General features: G+C 47.2%; 26 protein-coding genes. All 26 read left to right on the top strand.

What is annotated here, in order from left to right; genetic code table 11:
- Positions 1–81: 81 nt before the first annotated feature.
- On the top strand, positions 82–3,645 hold the full coding sequence (smc, locus tag VJ374_RS10420; protein WP_329468777.1) for a chromosome segregation protein SMC: 3,564 nt from the start codon (positions 82–84) through the stop codon (positions 3,643–3,645).
- On the top strand, positions 3,642–4,646 hold the full coding sequence (gene ftsY, locus VJ374_RS10415; protein ID WP_035406938.1) for a signal recognition particle-docking protein FtsY: 1,005 nt from the start codon (positions 3,642–3,644) through the stop codon (positions 4,644–4,646). The genes smc and ftsY overlap by 4 nt, the downstream gene beginning before the upstream one ends.
- 99 nt (positions 4,647–4,745) lie before the next feature.
- Entirely contained in the window at positions 4,746–5,066 is a 321-nt protein-coding gene (locus VJ374_RS10410; protein WP_023468743.1) for a putative DNA-binding protein, read from the top strand.
- Positions 5,067–5,078: 12 nt separating this feature from the next.
- On the top strand, positions 5,079–6,428 hold the full coding sequence (gene ffh, locus VJ374_RS10405; protein WP_023468742.1) for a signal recognition particle protein: 1,350 nt from the start codon (positions 5,079–5,081) through the stop codon (positions 6,426–6,428).
- 93 nt (positions 6,429–6,521) lie between these two features.
- Positions 6,522–6,797 carry a 30S ribosomal protein S16 gene (gene rpsP, locus VJ374_RS10400; protein ID WP_023468741.1) on the top strand — a complete coding sequence of 92 codons (276 nt, stop codon included), beginning with the start codon at positions 6,522–6,524 and terminating at the stop codon, positions 6,795–6,797.
- Positions 6,798–6,859: 62 nt separating this feature from the next.
- A complete protein-coding gene (gene rimM, locus VJ374_RS10395; RefSeq protein ID WP_056062252.1) occupies positions 6,860–7,369 on the top strand; it encodes a ribosome maturation factor RimM in 510 nt (169 codons plus the stop codon).
- Entirely contained in the window at positions 7,366–8,094 is a 729-nt protein-coding gene (gene trmD, locus VJ374_RS10390) for a tRNA (guanosine(37)-N1)-methyltransferase TrmD (protein ID WP_035406944.1), read from the top strand. The genes rimM and trmD overlap by 4 nt, the downstream gene beginning before the upstream one ends.
- A gap of 112 nt (positions 8,095–8,206) precedes the next feature.
- Entirely contained in the window at positions 8,207–8,560 is a 354-nt protein-coding gene (gene rplS, locus VJ374_RS10385; RefSeq protein WP_023468738.1) for a 50S ribosomal protein L19, read from the top strand.
- A 104-nt stretch (positions 8,561–8,664) separates the two neighbouring features.
- On the top strand, positions 8,665–9,204 hold the full coding sequence (gene lepB, locus VJ374_RS10380) for a signal peptidase I (RefSeq protein ID WP_035406947.1): 540 nt from the start codon (positions 8,665–8,667) through the stop codon (positions 9,202–9,204).
- Positions 9,205–9,351: 147 nt separating this feature from the next.
- A complete protein-coding gene (gene ylqF, locus VJ374_RS10375; RefSeq protein WP_035409511.1) occupies positions 9,352–10,215 on the top strand; it encodes a ribosome biogenesis GTPase YlqF in 864 nt (287 codons plus the stop codon).
- Positions 10,216–10,266: 51 nt separating this feature from the next.
- Positions 10,267–11,019: a ribonuclease HII gene (locus VJ374_RS10370; RefSeq protein WP_308101753.1), complete on the top strand. Its 753-nt coding sequence runs from the start codon at positions 10,267–10,269 to the stop codon at positions 11,017–11,019.
- Between the two features lie 12 nt (positions 11,020–11,031).
- Positions 11,032–11,898 carry a flagellar hook-length control protein FliK gene (locus VJ374_RS10365; protein WP_308101752.1) on the top strand — a complete coding sequence of 289 codons (867 nt, stop codon included), beginning with the start codon at positions 11,032–11,034 and terminating at the stop codon, positions 11,896–11,898.
- The gene (locus VJ374_RS10360) at positions 11,895–12,155 is read left to right on the top strand and encodes an EscU/YscU/HrcU family type III secretion system export apparatus switch protein (protein ID WP_035406955.1); all 261 of its coding nucleotides are present in this window, start codon (positions 11,895–11,897) and stop codon (positions 12,153–12,155) included. The genes VJ374_RS10365 and VJ374_RS10360 overlap by 4 nt, the downstream gene beginning before the upstream one ends.
- A gap of 87 nt (positions 12,156–12,242) precedes the next feature.
- Positions 12,243–13,403 carry an ADP-forming succinate--CoA ligase subunit beta gene (sucC, locus tag VJ374_RS10355; protein ID WP_023468732.1) on the top strand — a complete coding sequence of 387 codons (1,161 nt, stop codon included), beginning with the start codon at positions 12,243–12,245 and terminating at the stop codon, positions 13,401–13,403.
- A 13-nt stretch (positions 13,404–13,416) separates the two neighbouring features.
- On the top strand, positions 13,417–14,334 hold the full coding sequence (sucD, locus tag VJ374_RS10350) for a succinate--CoA ligase subunit alpha (protein WP_035406957.1): 918 nt from the start codon (positions 13,417–13,419) through the stop codon (positions 14,332–14,334).
- An 82-nt stretch (positions 14,335–14,416) separates the two neighbouring features.
- Positions 14,417–15,244, top strand: a complete 828-nt coding sequence (gene dprA, locus VJ374_RS10345) for a DNA-processing protein DprA (RefSeq protein ID WP_035406959.1) — start codon at positions 14,417–14,419, stop codon at positions 15,242–15,244.
- 48 nt (positions 15,245–15,292) lie between these two features.
- The gene (topA, locus tag VJ374_RS10340; RefSeq protein WP_329468776.1) at positions 15,293–17,389 is read left to right on the top strand and encodes a type I DNA topoisomerase; all 2,097 of its coding nucleotides are present in this window, start codon (positions 15,293–15,295) and stop codon (positions 17,387–17,389) included.
- A gap of 3 nt (positions 17,390–17,392) precedes the next feature.
- Positions 17,393–18,697 carry an FADH(2)-oxidizing methylenetetrahydrofolate--tRNA-(uracil(54)-C(5))-methyltransferase TrmFO gene (trmFO, locus tag VJ374_RS10335; protein WP_023468729.1) on the top strand — a complete coding sequence of 435 codons (1,305 nt, stop codon included), beginning with the start codon at positions 17,393–17,395 and terminating at the stop codon, positions 18,695–18,697.
- 145 nt (positions 18,698–18,842) lie between these two features.
- Positions 18,843–19,748, top strand: coding sequence for a tyrosine recombinase XerC (locus VJ374_RS10330; protein ID WP_231496840.1), 906 nt, complete (start codon positions 18,843–18,845; stop codon positions 19,746–19,748).
- A gap of 14 nt (positions 19,749–19,762) precedes the next feature.
- Positions 19,763–20,314, top strand: coding sequence for an ATP-dependent protease subunit HslV (gene hslV / locus VJ374_RS10325; protein ID WP_023468727.1), 552 nt, complete (start codon positions 19,763–19,765; stop codon positions 20,312–20,314).
- Positions 20,307–21,680: an ATP-dependent protease ATPase subunit HslU gene (gene hslU / locus VJ374_RS10320; RefSeq protein ID WP_329468775.1), complete on the top strand. Its 1,374-nt coding sequence runs from the start codon at positions 20,307–20,309 to the stop codon at positions 21,678–21,680. Before hslV ends, hslU begins: the two co-directional genes overlap by 8 nt.
- 16 nt (positions 21,681–21,696) lie before the next feature.
- Positions 21,697–22,476, top strand: a complete 780-nt coding sequence (codY, locus tag VJ374_RS10315) for a GTP-sensing pleiotropic transcriptional regulator CodY (protein WP_023468725.1) — start codon at positions 21,697–21,699, stop codon at positions 22,474–22,476.
- Positions 22,477–22,727: 251 nt separating this feature from the next.
- On the top strand, positions 22,728–23,090 hold the full coding sequence (gene flgB / locus VJ374_RS10310; protein ID WP_035406967.1) for a flagellar basal body rod protein FlgB: 363 nt from the start codon (positions 22,728–22,730) through the stop codon (positions 23,088–23,090).
- Between the two features lie 3 nt (positions 23,091–23,093).
- Positions 23,094–23,492, top strand: coding sequence for a flagellar basal body rod protein FlgC (flgC, locus tag VJ374_RS10305; protein ID WP_035406970.1), 399 nt, complete (start codon positions 23,094–23,096; stop codon positions 23,490–23,492).
- A gap of 17 nt (positions 23,493–23,509) precedes the next feature.
- The gene (gene fliE, locus VJ374_RS10300; protein WP_035406973.1) at positions 23,510–23,797 is read left to right on the top strand and encodes a flagellar hook-basal body complex protein FliE; all 288 of its coding nucleotides are present in this window, start codon (positions 23,510–23,512) and stop codon (positions 23,795–23,797) included.
- Between the two features lie 28 nt (positions 23,798–23,825).
- A complete protein-coding gene (gene fliF / locus VJ374_RS10295; RefSeq protein WP_035406976.1) occupies positions 23,826–25,394 on the top strand; it encodes a flagellar basal-body MS-ring/collar protein FliF in 1,569 nt (522 codons plus the stop codon).
- Positions 25,395–25,398 lie beyond the last annotated feature (4 nt).

The following is a 25,398-nucleotide window of genomic DNA, read 5'->3' as shown; positions in this document are numbered from 1 at the left end:
AAAACCTATCATGTTGCTAGCGTTTCGGCTATGGTAAACTGAAAGAAATTCAAAAGAAATTTAAACATACGGGTGATCAAGATGTACTTAAAACGAATTGAAATCAATGGCTTCAAATCATTTGCCAATCGAACTGAACTAGAATTCCTTCCGGGTGTCACGGCAGTCGTCGGACCGAACGGAAGTGGAAAATCAAATATATCGGACGCTGTCCGTTGGGTGCTCGGAGAACAATCTGCGAAGTCACTACGTGGGGCGAAGATGGAAGACGTTATTTTTGCCGGCAGTTTGTCTGAACACCGAAAACAATTTGCAGAAGTGACGCTCGTCTTAGATAACGAGTCGGGAACGGTCGCGTTACCTTATCAGGAGATCAGTGTTACACGTCGTGTCAGCCGTAATGGCGATAGCGATTATTTTTTAAATAAAAAACCATGTCGCCTGAAGGATGTCCTTGATTTGTTCATGGACACAGGCTTGTCGCGTGACGCCTTTGCGATTATCGGACAGGGTCGGGTCGAACAAGTCATTTCCGGAAAACCGGAAGAACGTCGTGCTGTCATTGAAGAAGCAGCAGGCGTCTTGAAGTATCGTCATCGCAAGAAGCAAGCCGAGCGGAAATTAAGTGATACGGAAGCGAATCTATCGCGTGTCGATGATATTTTATATGAACTTGGTGGACGAATCGAGCCGTTACGTGAACAAGCGGCGCTCGCGAAAGAGTATCTCGTCGCTCGAGAACGGCATGATGTACTGGAACGTGGCATCTTGGCGCATGAAATCACGACGTATCAGACGGAGCTCGAAACACTGGCGCGTGATATCGCACAATGTGAAGAACGTCTTGCATCTCAAAAGACGACTCACGAAGAGACCGTCGTGTCCCGGGAGAAACAAGAAGCGACGCTTGAAGAAGAACGACAACAAGAAAACGCTTTGCAGGAGCAACTTCGACATGTCTCGACGCGACTTGTTGAGATCCAAGGTGCCCTTAACCTAGCAAAAGAACGTGAAAAACACGGTACCGAGACGAAAGAGCGACTCGAACAAGAGGTCGCGATCGTCGAAGAACGCGTCAAGGAACTAGAACTCGAACTAACCGCTTTACAGGAACGCCAAGCAGAAGTCGATCAGGAAGCAAAACGGATTACGGCTGAGCGAGAACGAGCTGATCAAGCGTTGACACAAACCGATCGTGATTTTGATAAGGAAGCCGAAGCATTACGTTCGGAAGCCTTTGAAGTGGCGAGCCGATTGGCTGCGACGAATAATGCCTATAATCGGGCGAAGCAAGATCTCATGCAGGCAGAAGAACAACAACGTTCCTTTACGGTGGATAGCGGTACGAAGCAGTCGACCCGTCGTCAACTTGAGGAAGACGTCGCTCGATTAGAAGCGGACGTTGCTTCGATCCGGACAGAATTAGATCAAGTGACTGAGGAAGAGGCAACGGCACTCGCAGCACGAGACGAACAACAACATACGTTACGCCAAGTCGAACAGTCCGTTGCGGATTTAGAGCGACGTCGTCATAAGACGGAAGATCGGATTGAATTTCTTGAATCCGTCAAAGCCGACTATAGCGGTTATTTCGGTGCCGTTAAGACGATATTAAAACAACGAGATCATTACCCAGGTATTCACGGAGCGGTCGCGGAGTTGATTTCGGTCCCTGCGCGATTTGAAGCGGCAATCGAGACGGCGCTTGGTGGGGCAATGCAAAACATCGTCGTTGATACCGATGCGACAGGACGTCGTCTAATCCAGGAACTGCGACGCTTAAATGCCGGTCGAGCGACGTTCATGCCGCTCGCCTCACTCCAAACACGTGAAGTCAACCGTTCGGTGCGAGAACAAGTCGGGGGGATGTCTGGATTCGTCGGGATCGCAAGTGATCTTGTGACGACAGACGAGACGCTGACGAAATTAAAGATGAACTTACTCGGTACGACACTCGTCGTCGAATCACTTGAACAAGCGAACCAAATTGCCCGTTCGACAGGACATCGCTATCGTCTCGTCACGCTCGAAGGAGATGTCGTCAACGTCGGTGGAACGATGACCGGCGGAAGTCGGAAAAAAGGCACACCATTGTTCAGTCAATCGCGCGAGCTCGACGAGTTAAAAGAGGGACTGACGCGAGGGCAAGCGGTCATTCGGGAGCAGATGCGCCGCTTGGAAGATCTAAGAGCGGCGATTCAGACGCTTGATGCTACTGCTCGGACGCGGACAGAAACGATTCAAGAATTACAAGGACAACTCGAGCAATCGCGGGATACGTTGGCAGATGCGAAGCGTCACCTCGCCGTCATGACATCCGAATTATCGGTTGAAGATCGGCAGATGGCACGTGTGCTCGAACAAGAACAGGAAGCACGCCGTATCATCGAAATGTCAGAAGTCGAGATCGCGAAATGGACGGAACGTCAAACAGAGCTCAGACAAGCACTTGATCGTCTTAAGGATGCTCAAGCTCGTGGTGCCGTCACGATGGACGAACTGAAGAAGGAACAAGCAGAAGCAGTTCTTGAAGAGCGGACGATTCAAATGAAACAAGCGCAACTCACGCAAGATATCGAGCGTCTGACGGAACAGGTCAGTCACGCGAAGCTTGAACGTGGTCATAAACGCCGTGACTTGCGTCATGTCCTTGAAGGCTTCGATGAAGCTAAAATCGATGCCTTGCACGGCGAGCAGCGTGAACAGGAACAGGAGCAGAAGCGGGTCGAGACCGAAATTGTCGCGATTGGACAACGGATTCAAGTGCAGGCAGAATCCTTGCGCTTAATTCGAATTCGCGAAGCGAAGACGAAGGACGATCAACAAACGACGAAACAGGCACTTGAGCAATTACGACTCTCACAAGGGAAAACGAGTACACGCCTTGAGACAAGACAAGAAATGCTCGAAGAGATGGGATTACTGCTCGAGTTGATCGCTCCGCTCGATCAATCGTATGATGAGGCGAAAGAGGAAATTCATCTGCTCAAGCGTCAACTCGAAGAAATCGGCATCGTCAATATCGGTGCAATCGAAGAATTCGCGGAAGTCGATGAACGGTTTACGTTCCTATCGGCGCAACGAGATGATCTCGTCGCCGCTAAAACGGATCTCTATGGTGTCATTGAAGAGATGGACCGGGAAGTCATTCGATTGTTCCGACAAACGTATGATGCCGTCCGTGAGCATTTCCGAGAAACGTTCCGGGAGTTGTTCGGGGGTGGAGAAGCCGACCTTGTACTCGTCGATCCGACTGATCTACTGACGAGCGGAATCGATATCGTCGCGAAACCGCCAGGCAAAAAGCTACAAAATTTGTCGCTCTTGTCAGGTGGAGAGCGTGCCTTGACGGCGATCGCTCTCTTGTTCGCGATTCTAAAGACCCGTCCTGTCCCATTCTGTGTCCTCGATGAAGTCGAGGCGGCACTTGATGAAGCGAACGTCGCGCGATTCGGCGAATTTGTCCATCAGCTAGCGCGCGAGACACAGTTCGTCATCATCACCCATCGGAAAGGAACGATGGAGGCGGCAGACGTCTTGTACGGCGTCACGATGCAGCAAAACGGGATATCTGAAGTGTTATCCGTTAAACTAGAAGAGGCACGACGTACATTAAGTGAAGAACCAAAGGAGATTAAACAATGAGTTTCTTTAAAAAACTGAAAGACCGCTTGACGACTTCGACGCAAGAAGTCACGACGAAATTCACACAAGGACTGACGAAGACACGCGATGGACTGGCAAGTGCCGTCAATGATCTCGTCTATCGTTTCCGCGAAGTCGATGAGGATTTCTTCGAAGAATTAGAGGAAGTATTGATTCAAGCCGACGTCGGCGTGACGACGACAATGGATTTGGTCGAGGAGTTAAAGACAGAAGTTAAACGACGTAACGTCAAGGATCCAAAAGAAGTACGTGATGTCCTCGTTGAAGTCGTCGCGAAGATGTTAGTTGAAGAGGAAGAGACAGCACTCGATCTCGATCATGAGCTGAACGTCATTCTCTTCGTCGGTGTTAATGGGGTCGGGAAGACGACGACGATCGGGAAACTTGCGAACCGCTTGAAACAAGAAGGCAAGAGCGTCATGTTAGCAGCGGGTGATACGTTCCGTGCGGGTGCAATCGATCAACTGCAAGTCTGGGGCGAACGCTCCGGTGTACCGGTCATCCGTCAAGGAGAAGGATCGGATCCGGCCGCTGTTGTTTACGACGCTGTCCAAGCAGCTAAAGCACGTAAGGTCGATGTCCTGATTTGCGATACGGCAGGACGCCTTCAAAACAAGGTCAACCTGATGAACGAACTTGAAAAGGTCAAACGTGTCATCGAACGTGAAATTCCAGGCGCTCCTCACGAAGTATTGCTGGCGCTTGACGCGACGACAGGACAAAACGCGATGGTGCAGGCGAAAGCCTTCAAACAAGCGACGAACGTCAGCGGGATCGTCTTGACGAAGCTTGATGGAACGGCAAAAGGTGGAATCGTCCTTGCGATCAAGAACGAATTGAACCTCCCGGTCAAGTTCGTTGGTCTTGGTGAAAAAATCGATGATTTACAACCGTTTGATGCAGAACAATTCGTGTATGGATTGTTCGGTGATGTCTTTGAAGAAAAAGAAAACGTTGACACGGAAGAAAGCGCAGAATAAGCGACGTTTCATGTAAAGAAAAAAACTTGACAACACACTGTGAGGGCTGTACTATACTATCTGTAAAGGAATTTCACTTAACATTGCGGAGGTGCTCGGATGACACTTGATAAAACGAACCGGATGAACTATCTGATTGACTTTTATCAGGAGCTTTTGACGCCAAAACAACGGAATTACATGTCACTCTATTACTTAGATGACTTTTCCTTAGGTGAGATCGCCGATGAGTTTGAAGTCAGCCGACAAGCAGTCTACGACAACATAAAACGCACGGAAGCCATGCTCGAGCAGTATGAAGAACGACTATCCCTGTTCAAGAAACACGAACGGCGAAAGCAGTTACTCGATCAGCTGAAGCAATGCGACCTTCCGGGTGAAGCCCTAGTGATCATTGAGACATTGGAGCAATTAGAGTAGGAGGCATTCTTAATGGCATTCGAAGGATTATCGGAACGGCTTCAAGCCAGTCTCGCTAAAATGCGAGGTAAAGGTAAGATTTCTGAAGCAGACGTCAAAGAGATGATGCGCGAAGTTCGCTTAGCGCTACTTGAAGCCGACGTCAACTTCAAGGTCGTCAAACAATTCGTAAATGATGTAAAGGAACGTGCCGTCGGACAGGACGTCATGACATCTTTGACGCCAGGGCAACAAGTCGTCAAGATCGTCCATGATGAATTGACGAATCTGATGGGTGCGGAAGTGTCACCATTGACGCTTGCGAACCGTCCTCCGACCGTCATCATGATGACAGGTCTGCAAGGGGCAGGTAAAACAACGACAACGGGTAAGCTTGCCAATCATTTACGTAAAAAACATAATCGTAGTCCTTTGCTTGTTGCGGCGGATATTTATCGTCCGGCAGCAATCAAACAATTAGAGACACTCGGGAAACAATTGGAGTTGCCGGTCTTCTCAATGGGAGATCAGGTCAGTCCGCAAGAAATCGTTACCGGTGCACTCGATTATGCAAAAGAGCATCATCACGATATCGTGTTGATCGATACGGCAGGTCGTCTGCACGTCGATGAGGAACTAATGCAGGAACTCGTTGATGTTAAAGAGATCGCCAAACCGCATGAAATCTTCCTTGTCGTCGATTCGATGACGGGTCAGGACGCCGTCAACGTCGCAGAAAGCTTCAACGAGAAGCTTGGCGTGACGGGGGTTGTTCTGACGAAGCTCGACGGAGATACGCGAGGTGGTGCAGCACTCTCCATCAAGGCAGTCACCGGAGCACCGATTAAGTTCGTCGGTCTTGGAGAGAAGCTCGATGCCATCGAACCATTCTATCCCGAGCGGATGGCGTCTCGGATTCTAGGCATGGGAGACATGCTGACACTGATTGAAAAAGCAGAGTCACAAATGGACGCTACGCGTGCCAAAGAGTTAGAAAGCAAAATGCGCGATGCATCGTTTACATTCGATGATTTCATCGAGCAGTTGCAGCAAGTGAAACAGATGGGTCCACTCGACGAACTGTTGGGAATGATCCCTGGGGCAGGTAAAGGGAAGATGAAGGGGTTGAAAAACGCCCAAATCGATGAGAAGCAACTCGTGTATGTCGAAGCGATTATCCAATCGATGACGAAACGAGAGCGGACTGAACCTGAAATCTTGAATGCGAGTCGTCGGAAGCGGATTGCCCGTGGTAGCGGACGCAGTATCCAAGAAGTCAACCGTCTCATTAAACAGTTCGAAGACATGCGGAAAATGATGAAACAATTTTCCGGACAGATGGGCAAAGGGAAAAAGAAAGGCTTTGGCCTTCCATTCTTTTAAAAGTCTTTTCTCTTTTGCTGTAACGTTGTATACTAATGAAGTTGTCAATTTGACTAAACGAAAAAATCATTTATTATTTGGAGGGACTTACGAATGGCAGTTAAAATTCGTCTTAAGCGCATGGGCGCAAAAAAATCACCTTTCTACCGCGTGGTAGTAGCAGACTCACGTGCACCACGTGATGGTCGTTTCATCGAGCAAATCGGATACTACAATCCAGTTGCTAAACCAGAAGCAGAAGTTAAAATCAACGAAGAGCTAGCTCTTAAATGGCTCTCTGAAGGTGCTAAACCTTCGGACACAGTTCGTAACCTCTTCTCACAAGCTGGTATCATGGAGAAATTCCACAACGCGAAACTCGCGAAGTAAGACGTTAGGAGGTGAGCAAAAGCTTACCTCCTTTTTTTAATTCAAGAAAGGAAGTGAAATGAATGGAATGGTTGGAAATTGCGAAAATCGCCAATACACATGGTCTAAAAGGTGAATTAAAGTTACTCGCGAGCACGGATTTTCCGGAGGAACGCTTTAAAGTCGGGAAGGAAGTTTTTCTTGGATCTGACGGAACGTACACACCAGTGACAATCAGTGGTTACCGAAAACACAAACAATTCATCATGGTGACGTTCAAAGGGATGCACCATATCAATGACGTCGAGAAGTATAAAGGATTGAAACTCTATGTCCACGCAGAAGATTTACAAGACTTAGACGAGCATGAATTTTACTATCATGAGATCATCGGTTGTACGGTTTATGACGGTGAGACGAAAATCGGAGTCGTATCCGACATTCTTGAAACAGGCGCAAATGACGTCTGGACGATCAAACGCGATGGGAAAAAGGATGTCCTAATCCCGTATATCGAGCAAGTCGTTGCTTCCGTCGATGTCGAGCAAAAACGTATCCAAATCACACCGCTTCCAGGATTGATTGAAGAATGAACATCCGAGTGTTGACGCTGTTTCCGGAAATGTTTTCAGCGCTCGATCATTCAATCGTCAAACGAGCGCAAGATGATGAACGTGTCAGTCTTGAAACAATCAATTTTCGAGACTTCTCGACGAATCGTCATGGTAAAGTCGATGATTACCCGTATGGTGGGGGAGCAGGCATGCTGTTGACCCCTCAACCCGTCTTCGACGCGATGGCGAGTCTGCCGGAAGGAAAACGACGAATCATCGTCATGACACCGACCGGTAAACGTTTTTCGCAACGGATGGCAGAAGAGTGGGCACAAGAAGAAGAACTGGTCTTCCTATGTGGTCATTACGAAGGATTTGATCAGCGGATTCATGATCACCTTGTAACGGATGAGGTCTCGCTTGGGGACTTCGTCTTGACGGGAGGGGAACTGGCTGCGATGACAATGATTGACGCTGTCGTCCGTCTCTTACCGGATGTCCTCGGTGCGTCTGAGAGTCATGAAGATGATTCCTTTTCGACGGGACTTCTTGAATATCCACACTATACACGTCCTGCTGAATATGCCGGATACCAGGTACCCGACGTCTTGTTATCAGGCAACCATGCCCGGATTGCAAAATGGCGGCGGGAACAGTCGCTGAAGCGGACATTTGAGCGTCGTCCGGATCTGTTGGCTGATGCTCCATTAACCGAGGATGATCGTCTTTATTTAGAATCGATTTCAGGATTGTCAAACGATTGAATCTATGATAAGTTAAAACATGTGGCAAAAGCCACCCATTAACGATGTTCCGCTGTCGGATGCTGAAAGCAAATGAAGATAAGAACATTGGTGAAAAAAGGAGAAATCATTCATGAACACACAACAATTGTTCCGTGAACTTACACAAGAACAAATCAAGTCAGACGTCCCTGCGTTCCGTCCTGGGGATACAGTCCGTGTACACGTTAAAGTCGTCGAGGGTACGCGTGAGCGTATTCAGCTCTTCGAAGGCGTAGTCATCAAACGTCACGGTGGCGGCATCAGTGAAACATTCACAGTCCGTAAAATTTCTTACGGAGTTGGCGTTGAGCGTGCTTTCCCGCTCCACTCACCACGTGTTGCACAAATCGAAGTTGTTCGCTACGGTAAAGTCCGTCGTGCGAAACTTTACTACCTCCGTAACCTTCGTGGTAAAGCGGCGCGTATTAAAGAAATTCGTCGTTAATCATGTGAAAAAGTGGCTTGTCTCCGGACAAGCTTCTTTTTTTTGTTGTTTATGCGTATACTAGTCCATAGGAAGAAATTGCGTTAATCAAGGGAGTGGAATTCGTGAAGGAGTTATTCAGTTGGGTAAAAGCGCTCGTCGTAGCGCTTGTCATCGCGTTCATCATTCGAACGTTCCTGTTCGTACCCGTCATCGTCGATGGGGAATCGATGATGCCGACCTTACACAATGCGGATCGGATGATCGTCAATAAGATTCCGTATTATTTTAATGAACCAGAAAGAGGCGATATCGTCGTCTTTCATGCAACGGAAACACGCGACTATATCAAACGAGTGATCGCTGTTCCGGGAGATACGATGTATTATAAAGACGATACGTTGTACGTCAACGATAAGAAAGTAGCTGAACCGTATTTAAAAGAGTACAAAGCTCAGATGAATGGTGTTCCATTGACGGAGGACTTTACACTTGAGGAACGGACAGGAAAAACGACTGTTCCAAAAGGGAAGGTATTCGTCATGGGAGATAATCGTCAAAATTCAAAAGATAGTCGTGATATCGGTTTTGTGGATGAGGATCAAATCGTCGGAACGACGAACTTCGTATTCTATCCATTCAATGATGTACGCTCTGTCGATTAAAACGAAAGAAGATGAGACGCTTACCGTGAAAAGTAAGTACCTCATCTTCTTTTCTTGTCTTAAGTTGCGTATACTAGAGAGTGGATGTTTTTTCAAGTATCGTATGATCAGCAAGAAGTCCAGGAATATATGAACGAGGTGAAGGATATGACGATTCAATGGTTCCCCGGTCACATGGCCAAAGCACGGCGGGAAGTTACAGAAAAATTAAAGTTGATCGATGTCGTGATCGAACTTGTCGATGCACGTCTTCCAATGTCGAGCCGTAACCCGATGGTCGAACAAATCACGGCAGGTAAGCCACGATTGATCGTCCTCAACAAAGCGGATATGGCGGACAAACGAGTGACAGAACAGTGGATGCACGCATTACGGGCAGATGGTGTTGATGTCGTCGCGGTCGACGCGAAGCACAATAAAGGATTGAATCAAATTCATGAAGGTGCTTTACGACTAATGAAAGAAAAACATGCACGAATGCGGGAGAAAGGTCGGAATCCGAGTGCGATTCGTGCCTTGATCATCGGCATTCCAAACGTCGGGAAGTCGACACTCATCAATCGACTCGCCGGTCGGAACATTGCGATCACGGGTGACCGCCCAGGTGTGACGAAACGCCAGCAATGGATCAAGATGAAGACAGGCGAGATGGAATTACTCGATACACCAGGTATCCTCTGGCCGAAGTTCGACGATCAAGTCGTCGGGTATCGGTTGGCAGCGACAGGAGCAATCAAGGATGATATCTTAAACATCGATGATATTGCGCTGTTTGCCCTTCGTGAGCTAAAGACGCGTTATCCGGAGCAGTTACGTGAGCGTTATCGTCTCGACGAAGTATCAGGAGAAGCGGTTGATGTACTCGAAGCCATCGGTAAAAAGCGCGGATTCGTTTCAGGTGGCTACGTCGATTTCGAACGGACGAGTGAAATGCTTCTGCATGAACTACGGACGGAAAAGCTAGGGCGTGTGACGCTCGAAACAGTGGAAGAATGGGAAACGCATGCATAACGGACTTGGACATCCTTCGATGTCCAAGTTTTTTTCAAAGGAGCGAAACAGATGAAGATTACGGAATTAAAGGAACGTCTACACAACATCACGATCGAGGAGTTTTCACAATTGAAGCAGGAACTCGCATCGGACGCGCGAAAAGGGGTGCATACACTGTTTCGTCAGACAGAACGACGATTTGCCCTCGAAGAGCAACAACGGATCGATTTCAAGGAGCGGTTCACGTTTGAAGAACAGTATCATCAGCAAGGATATAGACGGATTGCCGGAGTGGATGAAGTGGGACGGGGACCGCTTGCTGGTCCAGTCGTCGCGGCAGCTGTCATCTTACCAGAAGGGTTCTATCATCCAGGACTAACGGATTCAAAACAAATGAGTAAAATACAACGACAAGCGGCATTTAAACACCTACAAGACGTTGCAGAGATTGCGGTCGGCATCATCGAACCAGCTGAAATTGACGAGATCAACATCTATCAAGCATCGAAACGGGCAATGCAAGTCGCGGTTCGTCAACTCAAACCTGAGGCCTTGCTGGTTGATGCGATGACACTCGACGACGACACACCACAACTCTCTCTCATCAAAGGAGATGCGAGAAGTGTCTCCATCGCTGCAGCAAGCGTCGTCGCAAAAGAGACACGAGATGTGATGATGGAACAATACGCGATCGAGTATCCGGGATACGGATTTGAAACACACGCAGGTTACGGGACTGCGACGCATTTACAAGCACTTGATACACTGGGCGTCACACCGATTCACCGAAAAACATTCCGTCCTGTCAAAGAACGTCTCTAGGAGGGATCGAGCATGCACATCGAACATCGTGCCTTACTACCATTTAAAATCATCGATCATGCGAACTTACCGTTACGGGAAGGCGCAAACATCGTCGGCAAAGTCTTAAAACTGTTGCCGGACGGATTAATGGAACTACAGGTCGGTCAACGCGTCTTGACGGCAGGGACGACGGCTGAACTAAAAGAAGGGAGCATGTATCGCTTTCAAGTCGTTTCAGCAGAAGGACAACCGGTCTTAAAAATCATCTCGACTGAGTCTGTCCCGCAAAAATCAGCATTACCCCAGTTACTCGATTCCTTTTTACAGCGCCAGACGGTACCGACTGCGGAAACACGGGAACTACTAAGGCAAATCGGTCAACCCGTGACGGAAGGAGAAGCGAAGCAGTTAAAGCACGCTCTTACTGAACTCGTTCAATTGGCGAAGGGCGACGAGGCAGGTCGATCGCTTGATCGAAAGACGAGTGATCAGATTTTGGCGCAACAACTCGTTCAAGCAACAAATGAAGTAGGAAAAGGAGTATATTTATTTCAATTACCTCAATTCGGACCTTTCGAAGATGTTGATCTCATGATGGAAGCACCGTTCGAACGAACGTTTGATCCAAATCATGCCCGTATCGTCTTATACTTACAATTACCGACGCTTGGTGAGGTCGCAATTGATGTCTTGATCGTAGACCGGAACGTTTCGATCTCCGTCTTTCATCCAAATGCGCACGTCGATACGTTCATGCAAGCCTATACGCCTCAGATTCAAGCACGACTCGAGGAACAGGGCTATGCGTTGACGCGATTCGATTGGGTCGAGCAGACGAAAGAACGCATACCACATGATATCTCGACGCGTAATGGAAGGGTGGATCTCCATATATGAAAAAAGCGATTGCTCTATCATACGAAGAACAAATGCATGCGCCGAAAGTCGTCGCTAAGGGATCAGAACATATCGCGGAACGGATTTTAGAAGAGGCATTAAAGCACGATATTCCGATCCGGCAGGACGAAACGCTGATGACGTTACTGGATGCTGTTCAAGTATCAGAACAGATCCCAGAAGAACTATATGGTGTCATTGCCGAATTATTCGCCTTTTTATATCGTCTTGATCAAGATGGAATTCTGAAAAAATAAAGCTTTCGGTCGATAACGATAGACAGCGCTTCCAATTTTAACTACAATGAAAGAGCCGAAACTAAAGGGGTTAAGGGGGATTTTTTCATGAATGTACATGAGTATCAGGCAAAAGAATTACTTCGTTCGTACGGGGTACCCGTACCAAACGGAATCGCAGCCTTCACCGTCGAAGAGGCGGTCGATGCATCAGAACAATTGTCAGGCCCGATTAAAGTCGTCAAAGCTCAAATTCACGCGGGGGGACGCGGTAAAGCAGGTGGCGTCAAGCTTGCGAAATCGCAAGAAGAAGTGAAGGAATATGCGACGGAGTTACTCGGCAAAACGCTCGTCACGCACCAAACAGGTCCCGAAGGAAAAGTCGTTCAACGTCTTCTCGTCGAAGAAGGCTGTGCGATTGATAAAGAATACTATCTTGGAATCGTACTTGATCGTGTGACAGGACGTGTCGTCATCATGGGATCAAGCGAAGGTGGTATGGACATCGAAGAGGTGGCGGAAGCGACACCGGAAAAAATCATTAAAGAAGTCGTCGATCCTGCTGTTGGTCTTCAAGGATTCCAAGCGCGTAAACTTGCGTTCGCAATGGGTGTTCCTGTGAAGCTCGTCAACAAGTTCGTCGGTATGGTCACGAAACTTTATAATTTCTTCGTCGACAAGGATTGTTCAATCGCAGAAATTAACCCACTCGTTACGACGAAGGATGGCGAAGTTCTCGCGCTGGACGCGAAGTTGAACTTCGACTCGAACGCATTATATCGTCATGCGGACATCGTGGCGTTACGTGATGAAACAGAAGAAGATCCACGCGAAGTCGAAGCATCGAAGAGTGATTTGAACTACATCGCGCTCGATGGAAATATCGGCTGCCTTGTCAATGGTGCTGGTCTTGCCATGGCAACGATGGATATCATCAAACACTTCAGTGGTGATCCTGCGAACTTCCTTGATGTCGGTGGTGGTGCGACGAAGGAGAAGGTAACAGAAGCCTTCAAACTGATCTTGTCGGATGAGAACGTTAAAGGGATTTTCGTTAACATTTTCGGTGGAATCATGAAATGTGACGTCATCGCAGAAGGTATCGTTGCGGCGACAAAAGAAGTCGGTCTCGAATTGCCGCTCGTCGTTCGTCTTGAAGGGACGAACGTTGATGCAGGAAAACAAATTCTCAAAGATTCAGGTCTAGCGATTACAGCAGCTACATCAATGGCAGACGGCGCAGAAAAAATTGCTGCGCTCGTGAAGTAAGGGGGAGCTAAAGATGAGTATTTGGGTGAACGAATCGACGAAAGTCATTATTCAAGGGATTACAGGTAATCAAGGGATGTTCCATGGTGAACAGATGATCGACTACGGAACAAACCTCGTAGGTGGTGTCACACCAGGAAAAGGCGGTACGGAAGTACTTGGTGGTGTTCCTGTCTTCGATACGGTCGCACAAGCGGTCGACAAAACAGGTGCGAACGCATCGATTATCTACGTGCCACCAGCATTCGCAGCAGATGCGATCATGGAAGCAGCAGATGCGAACATCGCATTGATCATCTGTATCACGGAAGGTATTCCAGTTCTTGATATGGTTAAAGTAAAACGTTACCTTGAGGGCAAGCCAGTTCGTCTTATCGGACCAAACTGTCCAGGCGTCATCACTCCAGGTGTCGCAAAACTTGGTATCATGCCAGGATACATCCATACACCGGGACATGTCGGAATCGTTTCGCGTTCTGGAACGTTGACGTATGAAGCCGTTCATCAATTGACGACGGCAGGCATCGGTCAATCGACAGCTGTCGGTATCGGGGGCGACCCAGTCAATGGAACAGACTTCATCGATACACTAAAAGCGTTCAATGAAGATCCAGAAACAAAAGCCGTCATCATGTTAGGTGAAATCGGTGGAACAGCGGAAGAAGAAGCGGCTGAGTGGGTCAAAGCGAACATGACGAAGCCAGTCATCGGTTTCATTGGTGGTCAAACGGCTCCTGCCGGTAAACGGATGGGTCACGCAGGTGCGATCATTTCCGGCGGTAAAGGAACAGCTGCTGAAAAAATCAAGACACTCCGTGCAAACGGAATTGAAGTGGCAGAAACACCAGCTGTTATTGGTGAGACGTTAATCCGTGTCATCAAAGAAGCAGGGATCTATGACGAGTGCGTGACGAACAGCACAGTCAAATAAATCAAAAAAAGAGCTGTCCTGATCAAATCAGGACGGCTTTCTTCTATATAAATAAGAAGCTTAAAGAAGGAGCGTTGATCTCATGAATCGAGAACTGTATGTCCGCTTCGCCATGTGTCAGGTACCGTATCCGATTGTTCAATTGATTGAACGGTTCGGAATCGTTCCAAGTCATGAATTACCCGTTTCAAATCGGCTTCGAAAACGATATGAACAAGCACTGCAACTTGATCGGATCGAAGAGTCGATTCTAGTTAAAGGAGATCCACTGTTTCCAACCGTACTACTGACGATTCCTCAACCTATCTATGCCCTCTTTTACCGCGGTGATCCGTCCCGCCTAACTCTTCCACGCATCAGTATCATCGGTAGTCGAACTCCCTCACCGCAACACCTTTCCCGCATGCATTTTCTACAACCCTTCTTTCATCCAGATCTCGCCACCGTTTCCGGAGGCGCATATGGCATCGATGCCCTCGTCCATCGTCTATCCTTAAAACATCAACAGACAACGATTGCGGTTCTGGCCGGCGGACTTGATCGTCTATATCCTACTTCCCATGCTGCTCTTTTTGAACGTATCTTCTCGAATGGTCTTCTTCTCTCCGAATATCCACCTGGCACACCCATTCAAAAATTTCAATTTCTAGAACGAAATCGGATTATTGCCGGCTTGTCCTCGTCGTTGATCATCGTCGAGGCAGCAAAACGAAGTGGTACGATGAACACAGCAAGTCACGCGCTTGATCAAGGAAAAGATGTCTATTGTTTACCGGGGTGTCCGACTGAAACGTTCTTTGCCGGAACGAATCAATTGATCGCAGAAGGAGCGATTCCACTCCTTGATCCGGAAGAAGTTTCAAAAACTATTCGGCTGAACGTTGACAAATGGGAATCGAGACTACTATGATAAGTGAGATTAAAATACGGAGTACGCCTCTAATAGGGAGCGATTGCAATGGCAAAATATCTAGTAATCGTCGAGTCACCCGCTAAGGCAAAAACCATTAAACGTTATCTCGGATCCAACTATACCGTGAAAGCGTCGATGGGGCACGTCATTGACTTGCCGAAAAGCCAAATGGGAGTCGACGTCGAACATGACTATGAACCGAAATATATCACGATCCGTGGTAAAGGTCCGGTCTTAAAAGAACTCAAGACAGCTGCGAAAAAAGCACAAAAAATCTATCTCGCAGCCGACCCCGACCGTGAAGGGGAAGCGATCGCATGGCATTTAGCCAAAGCATTAGGCGTTGATGAATCAACAGAGTGCCGCGTCGTTTTCAATGAAATCACGAAAGATGCCATCAAGGATTCGTTCAAGCGACCACGCAAGCTCAATTATGATCTTGTGGATGCACAGCAAGCACGTCGTATCTTGGACCGCCTTGTTGGTTATAGCATGAGTCCGTTATTATGGAAGAAGATCAAAAAAGGTTTATCTGCAGGACGTGTACAATCGGTTGCCGTTAAGATGATTATCGACCGGGAACAAGAAATCAATGCGTTCATGCCAGAGGAATACTGGACGATCAAACTCGAACTCGATGCAAACGGTGAAAAGCTCGAAGCAAACTTCTACGGAGTCGATGGTAAGAAACGTGAACTTCATTCGCAAGAAGAAGTCGATCAAATCTTGAATCAACTCTCAGAAAACTTTACAGTTGATTCCGTCACGAAAAAAGAGCGGAAACGGAATCCAGCGTTACCGTTTACGACTAGTTCTTTGCAACAGGAAGCAGCACGTAAACTGAATTTCCGAGCGAAGAAGACAATGATGATCGCACAACAGCTATACGAAGGAATCGAGATCGGAAAAGAAGGTACGGTTGGTTTGATCACGTATATGCGTACCGATTCAACACGGACGTCTGAATCGGCGAACCTCGAAGCACACGGGTTCATCGAGCAGGCGTATGGAAAAGAATACATCGCAAGTGAAAAACGCAAAGAAAAAAAATCAGCGAACTCACAGGATGCGCACGAAGCGGTTCGCCCGACTTCGACAATGCGTGAACCACAACTCGTTAAATCGTATCTATCGCGTGACCAATTCCGTTTATATAAACTGATCTGGGAACGATTCGTCGCAAGTCAGATGGCGCCAGCAATTCTCGATACCGTCAAAATCGACCTTGTCTCGAACGATGTTATGTTCCGTGCGAACGGATCAACTGTTAAATTCCCAGGCTTCATGAAGGTTTACATCGAAGATACCGATGATGAGGCTGTCACCGACGTCAAGGAAGGATTACTTCCTCCACTTGATAAAGGGGAAGAGTTGAAACAATCAGCAATCGAACCGAAGCAACACTTTACTCAACCACCACCACGTTATACGGAAGCGCGTCTTGTCCGGGCGATGGAAGAACTCGGAATTGGTCGTCCGTCGACGTATGCGCCGACACTTGATACGATTCAAAAACGGGGTTACGTGACGCTTGAAGAGAAGAAATTCTTACCAACGGAACTTGGTGAACTCGTCATCGATATGATCAGCGACTATTTCCAAGAGTTCATCACTGTCCAGTTCACGGCAGACATGGAAGCTTTACTCGATGCGATCGAAAAAGGCGACATGCAGTGGACGGAAGTCGTCGATCCAATCTATAAATCCTTTGCGAAACGTCTGACACGAGCGGAAGCAGAGATCGAGAAGATTGAAATCAAAGATGAACCAGCTGGAGAAGATTGTGAAGTCTGTGGTCATCCGATGGTCATAAAGATGGGACGTTATGGTAAGTTCATGGCGTGCTCGAATTTCCCAGAGTGTCGTAACACGAAACCGATCCAAGTCGAGATTGGTGTGAAGTGTCCGACATGTGGAACCGGTGATATCGTCGAACGACGAAGTAAAAAAGGACGTTTGTTCTACGGTTGTTCGAACTATCCGGAATGTGAGTTCGTTTCGTGGGATAAACCGGTCGAAGAACCATGTCCGGTATGTAGCAGTATGATGGTACAAAAGAAAATCAAGAACGGTGTGAAAGTAGAATGTACATCTTGTGGACATCATGAAACACGCATCGATCAGGAGCAAGAGGAGGAATGACCGTTGAAACGTGTAACGGTAATCGGCGCGGGACTTGCAGGTTCTGAAGCAGCATGGCAACTTGCAAAACGCGGCGTACAAGTAGATTTATATGAAATGCGGCCAGTCAAACAGACACCCGCGCACCATACAGACCAATTCGCAGAACTCGTCTGTTCGAACTCACTTCGGGCAAATCAGCTGACGAACGCAGTCGGTGTATTAAAGGAAGAAATGCGTCAGCTCGATTCCTTGATCATGAAGGCGGCAGACTTAGCGAGCGTCCCAGCAGGTGGAGCACTTGCTGTCGATCGGCATGACTTTGCAGGATACGTGACGGAAACGTTGAAAAACCATCCGAACGTTACAGTCCACCATGAAGAAATCGAAGCGATTCCAGATGGTCCGACGATCGTTGCGACGGGTCCGTTGACGAGTGCGGCATTATCGGAATCACTTAAACAATTCACAGGCGAAGATTACCTGTACTTCTTCGATGCAGCGGCACCGATTCTCGACGGGGATACAATCGATCGTGAGAAGGTGTACCTAAAATCGCGTTACGATAAAGGAGAAGCTGCCTACTTGAATTGCCCAATGACGGAAGAAGAATTCCAACTCTTCTATGACGAGCTAATCAATGCGGAAGTCGTTCCGTTGAAGGAATTCGAAAAAGAGATTTACTTCGAAGGATGCATGCCTTTTGAAGTACTCGCTTCTCGTGGTCCGAAAACGCTCTTATTCGGACCAATGAAGCCAGTCGGACTCGAAGATCCGAAAACAGGAAAACGACCATATGCTGTCGTTCAACTGCGTCAAGACAATTCAGCAGGGACACTGTTTAATCTCGTCGGCTTCCAGACACATTTAAAATGGGGCGAACAAAAGCGGATCATTCGTTTGATTCCAGGTCTTGAAAATGCAGAAATCGTCCGTTATGGTGTTATGCATCGGAACACGTTCGTCAACTCACCGAACTTGTTGAAACCGACGTATCAAACACGTACGCGTGACGACTTGTTCTTTGCTGGTCAAATGACAGGGGTCGAAGGATACGTCGAGTCAGCAGCATCCGGCTTGACTGCCGGAATCAATGCGGCGCGTCTTGTTAACGAGGCAGAACCGGTTACATTCCCGCAAGAGACGATGATGGGTGCAATGTCGCATTACATCACGACGACGGAGGGGAAAAATTTCCAGCCAATGAATGCCAACTTCGGTTTGGTTCCGGCACTTGTCGGTCACCCGGTTCGGATGAAAAAACCAGAGAAGTATGCGCTCTATGCAGAGCGAGCGCTTGAAGCGATCAAAGATTTCACGGATATGTGATTGTTGATGGGGAGAAAGGCGTGATTCAGCGCTCTTTCTCCCCATTTCTTAATTTGTCATAAAAGCGTGATAATTTCGTTAATTTTTCGGTTTTTGGTCTATTGTCAGACTACTTGGTCTGTGCTATGCTAAGGGCGATTCGAGAATGAAATGGTCAGAAGGGGGCGCATTCATGGGGATAGACACTGCTTTTGAGCGACTGCTAGAAGATTTCATGCGGTATGTTCATATTGAACGTCAATTATCTCCGAATACAGGTCGCTCTTATGATCAAACACTTCGACAATACGCCGCTTTTTGCCGCGATCATCAATTACGATCGATTGAATTGGCAAGTGCACGGCGTTATTTGTATGCTCTTTACGATCAGGAGCTGGCGCGAGCAACGATTGCGCAAAAAGTTTCCTGCCTCAAACAATTTGGTCGTTTTTTGACACGTGACACCGATGAACCTAATCCATTTGATGGATTAAAAGCACCAAAACGACAACAAGGACTTCCGACATTCCTTGTCCCAACGGAATATGAACGTTTCCTCGATGCATTTCGATCGAGTGATACGCTTGGTAACCGGAATGTCGCGTTAGTGGAACTTTTATATGCGACGGGTATGCGAGTCAGCGAGGTCGTTCAACTGGATCTTCGTGATCTCGCAACTGATCATTCCTACGTCCATGTGTATGGAAAAGGTGGGAAAGAGCGCATTGCGCCAATTGGAACCTTTGCGAAAGATGCATTAGAACTGTACTTACCATCACGAGATCCAGTTGCAGGTCATGAGCAAGCATTGTTCTTGTCTCATTCAGGACGTCGATTGACGACGGATGCGATTCGGAAAATCATGAAAAAAGGGGAACAACTCGTTGGGAAACATGTGACACCCCATGCGCTTCGTCATAGTTTCGCGACGGATCTGCTAGAAAGAGGAGCCGATTTGCGAGCGGTCCAGGAGCTACTTGGACATGCATCTCTTTCGACGACCGGTCAGTATACACACGTAACAACGGAACGATTACGACATGTTTATCAACAAGCACATCCTCGTGCCTAAGGGAGGAAACATTGATGTTTCATGCAACGACGATTTTTGCGATTCAACATAACGGACAATCCGCGATGAGTGGAGACGGACAGGTGACTTTCGGAAACCAAGTCATCATGAAGAAAAGTGCGAAAAAAGTACGGCGCCTCTATGGTGGCAAAGTCATTGCCGGATTTGCTGGAAGTGTCGCGGACGCGTTTACACTCTTTGAAAAATTCGAAGCGAAGCTTGAAATGTATAACGGGAACTTACAACGGGCAGCTGTTGAACTGGCGAAGGAATGGCGAGGCGATAAGATGTTGCGTCAACTAGAAGCACTCTTACTCGTCATGGATGGAACACATCTGTTACTTGTATCCGGAAACGGAGAAGTCATCGAACCGGATGACGGCATTCTTGCGATCGGTTCAGGTGGTAATTATGCGCTTGCTGCAGGTCGCGCGTTAGCTCGACACGCAAGTCATCTCACGGCAGAAGAAATCGCTCGTGCGGCGCTTGAGACGGCTGGAGAACTCTGTGTCTTTACGAACGATCAAATCATCTTAGAAACGATCGGAGGCAATGATCATGCATGAATTGACGCCAAGACAAATCGTCGAGAAGTTGAATGAACATGTCATCGGACAAGCTGATGCTAAACGTGCGGTGGCGATCGCTTTACGTAATCGATACCGTCGACAATTACTCGATGCATCGATGCGGGATGAAGTCACGCCAAAAAATATCCTGATGATCGGACCTACCGGTGTCGGAAAAACAGAGATTGCGCGACGTCTCGCGAAACTCGTCCGAGCGCCGTTCGTCAAAATCGAAGCGACGAAGTTCACGGAAGTAGGATATGTCGGTCGCGACGTAGAATCGATGGTACGAGATCTTGTGGAAGCGTCTCTACGTCTTGTCAAAGATGAGAAAAAAGAAGCGCTTAAAGATCAGGCGGAGGCAGTGGCGAACGAACGAATCGTTGATGCGTTGTCTGGCAAAAAAGCGTCATCTGGTCTCGGGGGTGGAACGAATCCGTTTGAGATGTTGTTCGGTGGGAACCAAAAGCAGCAAGAGCCAGATACATCGGAAGCAACAGCTGATCGTTCGCTACTCCGTCAGCAATTGCTGACAGGTCAACTCGAAGATCGAATGATCGAGGTCGATGTTGAAGAACGTCAAGTTGATTTATTCTCCGGACAACAAGGCATGGAGGGGCTCGCAAATCTTCAGGATATGCTTGGACAAGTCATGCCGAAGAAAACGAAGAAGCGCCAGCTCACGGTTAAAGAAGCACGTCCGATTTTGACCGCAGAAGAAGCGGAACGATTGCTTGACTTAAATGAAGTTCATGACGAAGCGGTCCGCCGTGCAGAACAAATGGGCATCATTTTCGTTGATGAGATTGATAAGATTGCGACAAAGGGACATGATTCAGCAGGTGTTTCACGAGAAGGTGTTCAACGAGATATTTTGCCGATCGTTGAGGGATCGACGATCGTCACGAAATATGGACCAGTCAAGACGGATCATATCTTGTTTATCGCTGCCGGTGCATTCCATATGGCGAAACCGTCTGATCTAATTCCTGAACTCCAAGGTCGTTTCCCGATCCGTGTCGAACTCGACAGTTTGACGGAAGATGACTTTGTTAAAATTTTAACTGAACCGAATCAAGCATTACTCAAACAATATAAAGCATTACTAGGGGCAGAGCACGTTCATGTCACCTTTACAGAAGAGGCCATTCGTGAAATTGCACGGATTGCTGCACAGGTAAACGATGAGACGGATAATATCGGAGCGCGGCGCTTGTATACGATCATGGAGCGCGTACTTGAAGAATTATCCTTCGAAGCAGCAGACATGCCTGAAACGGATGTAATGATCACGCCACAATACGTGACGGATCGTGTTGGAAAAGTAGCAGATGATCGAGACTTAAGTCAGTTCATCTTATAAAGTGGAGGAAGAAAAAATGAATTTATTGGCGAAAACGCGGAAGCTGAATACGATGTTACAACAAGAAGCAAGCACACATGTTGATTTCAAGGTTATGGCTGATCGGCTCAGCGAAGTCATGGAATCGAACACATTCATCGTAAGTCGACGCGGTAAGTTACTAGGTATCGCAATTAAGCAACAAATCGAAAATGACCGGGTCCGTGGTTTCTTGGAAGAACGCCAATTCCCGGAAGATTACACGAAAAAACTATTTAACGTCACTGAAACGACAGCAAACATTGCCATCGATAGCGAGCACACAGCATTCCCAGTCGACAACCGTGATACGTTCGAAACGTCGAAAACGACGATCGTACCAATCATCGGTGGTGGAGAACGCCTTGGTACGCTTGTCCTCGGTCGTATGGTGGAAGACTTCAACGAAGAAGACCTCGTGCTTGCAGAGTATGGGGCGACAGTCGTTGGGATGGAAATCCTTCGTGAGAAGGCTCATGAAGCGGAAGACAAGGCACGTAAGAAAGCAGTCGTTCAGATGGCGATCAATTCGTTATCTTATTCAGAACTCGAAGCAATCGAACATATCTTCGAAGAACTCGAGGGTAATGAAGGACTACTTGTCGCTTCAAAAATTGCCGATCGTGTTGGTATTACGCGTTCTGTTATCGTCAATGCACTTCGTAAACTCGAAAGTGCAGGAGTCATCGAGTCACGTTCGCTTGGTATGAAGGGAACGTATATTAAAATCTTAAATGATAACTTCCTATATGAATTAGAGCGAATTAAATCAAACTAAAAATAGAAAATGGCTATTAATAAATAAGAGACCTAGTAAAGTACTAGGTCTCTTTTGTTTGACTAGGTATTATTTATCATTTTTATAAGAAAAGGGAATAAAAAACAGAATATTAGCATCTCATTACCCTATTTTTCAAAAAACTTCTTTTCAAACATTGACCTATTTGTTTCAATTATTTCAGATGTGTTACTAATGACTTAATATTTGTCGCAAATTCGAATACTAGTTCCATGAGTGGAGGAAAGAACATGAATTGGTTAGGGTCTGACTATAGTTTGATGACGCAAGCCGTCAATCGAACGGTCATGGCACAAGAAGTTATTGCTAAAAATATCGCGAATGTCGATACACCGGGTTATAAGGCGAAGCGAGTGGCGTTTGGAGATGTTCTCGATTCAGAGATGAAGATGAGCCTAAAACGTCATGCAACAATCGGAACGACCGGTAGTATCGTCGATCGACCAAATACGATGCGTAATGATGGAAACGGTGTCGATATCGATCTTGAGATGTCTGAATTATCACGCAATCAAATTGAGTATGAGGCGCTCGTGGAGCAATTAAATCGTAAGTTCTCGGGTATCCAGTCTGTCATCCGGGGAGGAAAATAATCGATGAGTATGTTCAATGGCTTTCATACATCTGCGTCTGGGCTTACTGCCCAGCGTTTACGACTGGATACTGTCTCAGCAAACATCGCCAATGCTCAAACGACACGTGGTGAGCTTGTCAACGGTCAATGGCAACCCTATGCGAGGAAACTTGCTGTTTTAAAAGAAACTGCTAATGGGGTCACGGTCAGCGAATTGAAGAAAGATCCTGAACCGTTCAAATTAGAATATAATCCGACGCATCCAGATGCGGATGAACTTGGATACGTCAAGATGCCGAATGTCGATCTATTGAAAGAAATGGTCGACATGATGGGAGCGACACGTTCTTACGAAGCGAACGTAACGGCCTTAAATGCAACAAAAGCGATGCTCGTCAAAGCGATGGAGATCGGTAAATAAATAGAGGAGATGACGGGATGGCAATTCAACCTATTCAAAACATGCAAATGGTCTTACCCACTCAGACAATCGCGAAGACGACACCAAGTGATTTCAGTGAGGTGCTCAGCGAGGCGATGAACGGACTGAATGCAACACAGCAAGCCTCATCTCAAGCGCGTGTCGACCTAGCGACAGGGAAGACGACGGATCTACATAACATCATGATTAAAACAGAAGAGGCATCGCTTTCTATGCAACTCGCCCTTGAAGTCCGAAACAAAGGCATCGAAGCATACCAAGAAATGATGCGTATGCAACTGTGACTGTTAAGGAAAGCGTGGGAGATGTTGAATGAACGAACGAATAAAAGCTCGATTCGGAGCTATGAATACGACATGGAAAGAGTGGTCACTTGCTAAAAAAGCGATGATTCTTGGAAGCATCGTCGTCGTTTTAGCAGCGTTGATTGTCGCCATTATCTGGTTATCTAAACCAACGATGACGCCACTTTATTCGAAATTGTCACCTCAAGAGGCAGGGCAAGTAACAGAAAAGCTAAATGAGGATGGAATCGCGTCGGAAGTCGTCAGCTCAGCAAACGGTGTGACGATTCTCGTTCCGGAAGCAAACGTGGAAAACTTGAAAGTCGAATTAGCAACGGCAGGTATTCCGAAGTCTGGTCAGATTGATTATTCCTTCTTTAGTGAGAATGCTGGATTTGGTACGACAGATAAAGAAATGAATATTCTTGAACGCGATACGATGCAGACAGAACTTGAAAACTTGATTACACAAGTTAACGGGATTGAGTCTGCAAAAGTCATGATTACTCTTCCAGAAAAGAGCGTCTTTCTCTCCGATGAAAAAGAATCTTCAACGGTTTCTGTCGTCTTGACTTCTAGTGCGGGTAGTAATCTGAACAATCAAACAGTCCAAGGTCTTTACCATCTGATTGCAAAGAGTATCCCGAACTTAAAAGAAGAAAATATTACGATCATGGATCAGTACTTTACGTACTACGAGCCAGGTAACGCTACGCAAACAGCGGGCGGGACAGATCCGATGGCGCTGAAAAAAACGACGGAAAACGATTTACGTAAACAGATTCAACAAATGTTGTCTGTCGTTCTCGGTCCACAAAAAGCGCTCGTTTCGGTTACGGCAGATGTCGATGTCACGAAACGTCAGGAAGAACAAAAGCTTGTTGAACCAGTAGATCCCGATAAAATCGAAGGGATTGTCACATCGGCAGAAAAAGTAGCAGAGGCGTATACAGGGTCTGCGAATGCCGGAACAGCAGGTACGGGACAAAATGAGACGACGAACTTCCCAGCAGGTACTGGAACGACCGGTGATACGAGTGAGAAGACGCACGACATCATCAACTATGAAGTCAATCGCATCACGAAACAGATTACAGGTGCTCCTTATGAAATTCGGGATTTAGGAATTCAAATCATCGTCGAGCCGCCAAAAGGTCAAAATCAAATCGATCCGCAATTACAGACGGATTTACAAACGATGATGTATTCCATCATCCGGACGTCGTTAACGAAGACGGATGCGAAAACGACGCTGACGGATGCAGAACTTGCTAATAAAGTCGTTGTCATGTCTCGACCGTTCGCTAAAACAACGACGGCGACGAAAACGACGACGGCGACACCGATGTGGGTATGGTTCGCACTTGGTGGTGCAGCAATCCTCGTCATTGGAGCAGTCATTCTCCTCATGCGTCGACGGAGAGCGAATGAAATCGAAGAACTTGAGGAATGGACGCCGATCGAAACCGAAATTCCTGAACTCTCAACAGAAGATACAAGCGATGGTGCAGTCAAACGCAAACAGCTTGAGAAACTCGCCGCGTCTAATCCGGATGAGTTCGCAAAATTATTACGTACTTGGTTAGCGGAGGATTGATGAG

This window comes from Exiguobacterium sp. 9-2 (assembly GCF_036287235.1).
In the GTDB taxonomy this organism is placed as follows: Bacteria; Bacillota; Bacilli; order Exiguobacteriales; family Exiguobacteriaceae; genus Exiguobacterium_A.
The sequence above is the reverse complement of the archived record's forward strand: the minus strand, read 5'-3'. Positions and strand labels throughout refer to the sequence as shown.

Excerpts from the sequence above, each read along its gene's own strand:
- smc (WP_329468777.1), top strand. The coding sequence starts at position 82 with ATGTACTTAAAACGAATTGAAATCAATGGCTTCAAATCATTTGCCAAT.
- ftsY (WP_035406938.1), top strand. The coding sequence starts at position 3,642 with ATGAGTTTCTTTAAAAAACTGAAAGACCGCTTGACGACTTCGACGCAA.
- VJ374_RS10410 (WP_023468743.1), top strand. The coding sequence starts at position 4,746 with ATGACACTTGATAAAACGAACCGGATGAACTATCTGATTGACTTTTAT.
- ffh (WP_023468742.1), top strand. The coding sequence starts at position 5,079 with ATGGCATTCGAAGGATTATCGGAACGGCTTCAAGCCAGTCTCGCTAAA.
- rpsP (WP_023468741.1), top strand. The coding sequence starts at position 6,522 with ATGGCAGTTAAAATTCGTCTTAAGCGCATGGGCGCAAAAAAATCACCT.
- rimM (WP_056062252.1), top strand. The coding sequence starts at position 6,860 with ATGGAATGGTTGGAAATTGCGAAAATCGCCAATACACATGGTCTAAAA.
- trmD (WP_035406944.1), top strand. The coding sequence starts at position 7,366 with ATGAACATCCGAGTGTTGACGCTGTTTCCGGAAATGTTTTCAGCGCTC.
- rplS (WP_023468738.1), top strand. The coding sequence starts at position 8,207 with ATGAACACACAACAATTGTTCCGTGAACTTACACAAGAACAAATCAAG.
- ylqF (WP_035409511.1), top strand. The coding sequence starts at position 9,352 with ATGACGATTCAATGGTTCCCCGGTCACATGGCCAAAGCACGGCGGGAA.
- VJ374_RS10370 (WP_308101753.1), top strand. The coding sequence starts at position 10,267 with ATGAAGATTACGGAATTAAAGGAACGTCTACACAACATCACGATCGAG.
- VJ374_RS10365 (WP_308101752.1), top strand. The coding sequence starts at position 11,032 with ATGCACATCGAACATCGTGCCTTACTACCATTTAAAATCATCGATCAT.
- VJ374_RS10360 (WP_035406955.1), top strand. The coding sequence starts at position 11,895 with ATGAAAAAAGCGATTGCTCTATCATACGAAGAACAAATGCATGCGCCG.
- sucC (WP_023468732.1), top strand. The coding sequence starts at position 12,243 with ATGAATGTACATGAGTATCAGGCAAAAGAATTACTTCGTTCGTACGGG.
- sucD (WP_035406957.1), top strand. The coding sequence starts at position 13,417 with ATGAGTATTTGGGTGAACGAATCGACGAAAGTCATTATTCAAGGGATT.
- dprA (WP_035406959.1), top strand. The coding sequence starts at position 14,417 with ATGAATCGAGAACTGTATGTCCGCTTCGCCATGTGTCAGGTACCGTAT.
- topA (WP_329468776.1), top strand. The coding sequence starts at position 15,293 with ATGGCAAAATATCTAGTAATCGTCGAGTCACCCGCTAAGGCAAAAACC.
- VJ374_RS10330 (WP_231496840.1), top strand. The coding sequence starts at position 18,843 with ATGAAATGGTCAGAAGGGGGCGCATTCATGGGGATAGACACTGCTTTT.
- hslV (WP_023468727.1), top strand. The coding sequence starts at position 19,763 with ATGTTTCATGCAACGACGATTTTTGCGATTCAACATAACGGACAATCC.
- hslU (WP_329468775.1), top strand. The coding sequence starts at position 20,307 with ATGCATGAATTGACGCCAAGACAAATCGTCGAGAAGTTGAATGAACAT.
- codY (WP_023468725.1), top strand. The coding sequence starts at position 21,697 with ATGAATTTATTGGCGAAAACGCGGAAGCTGAATACGATGTTACAACAA.
- flgB (WP_035406967.1), top strand. The coding sequence starts at position 22,728 with ATGAATTGGTTAGGGTCTGACTATAGTTTGATGACGCAAGCCGTCAAT.
- flgC (WP_035406970.1), top strand. The coding sequence starts at position 23,094 with ATGAGTATGTTCAATGGCTTTCATACATCTGCGTCTGGGCTTACTGCC.
- fliE (WP_035406973.1), top strand. The coding sequence starts at position 23,510 with ATGGCAATTCAACCTATTCAAAACATGCAAATGGTCTTACCCACTCAG.
- fliF (WP_035406976.1), top strand. The coding sequence starts at position 23,826 with ATGAACGAACGAATAAAAGCTCGATTCGGAGCTATGAATACGACATGG.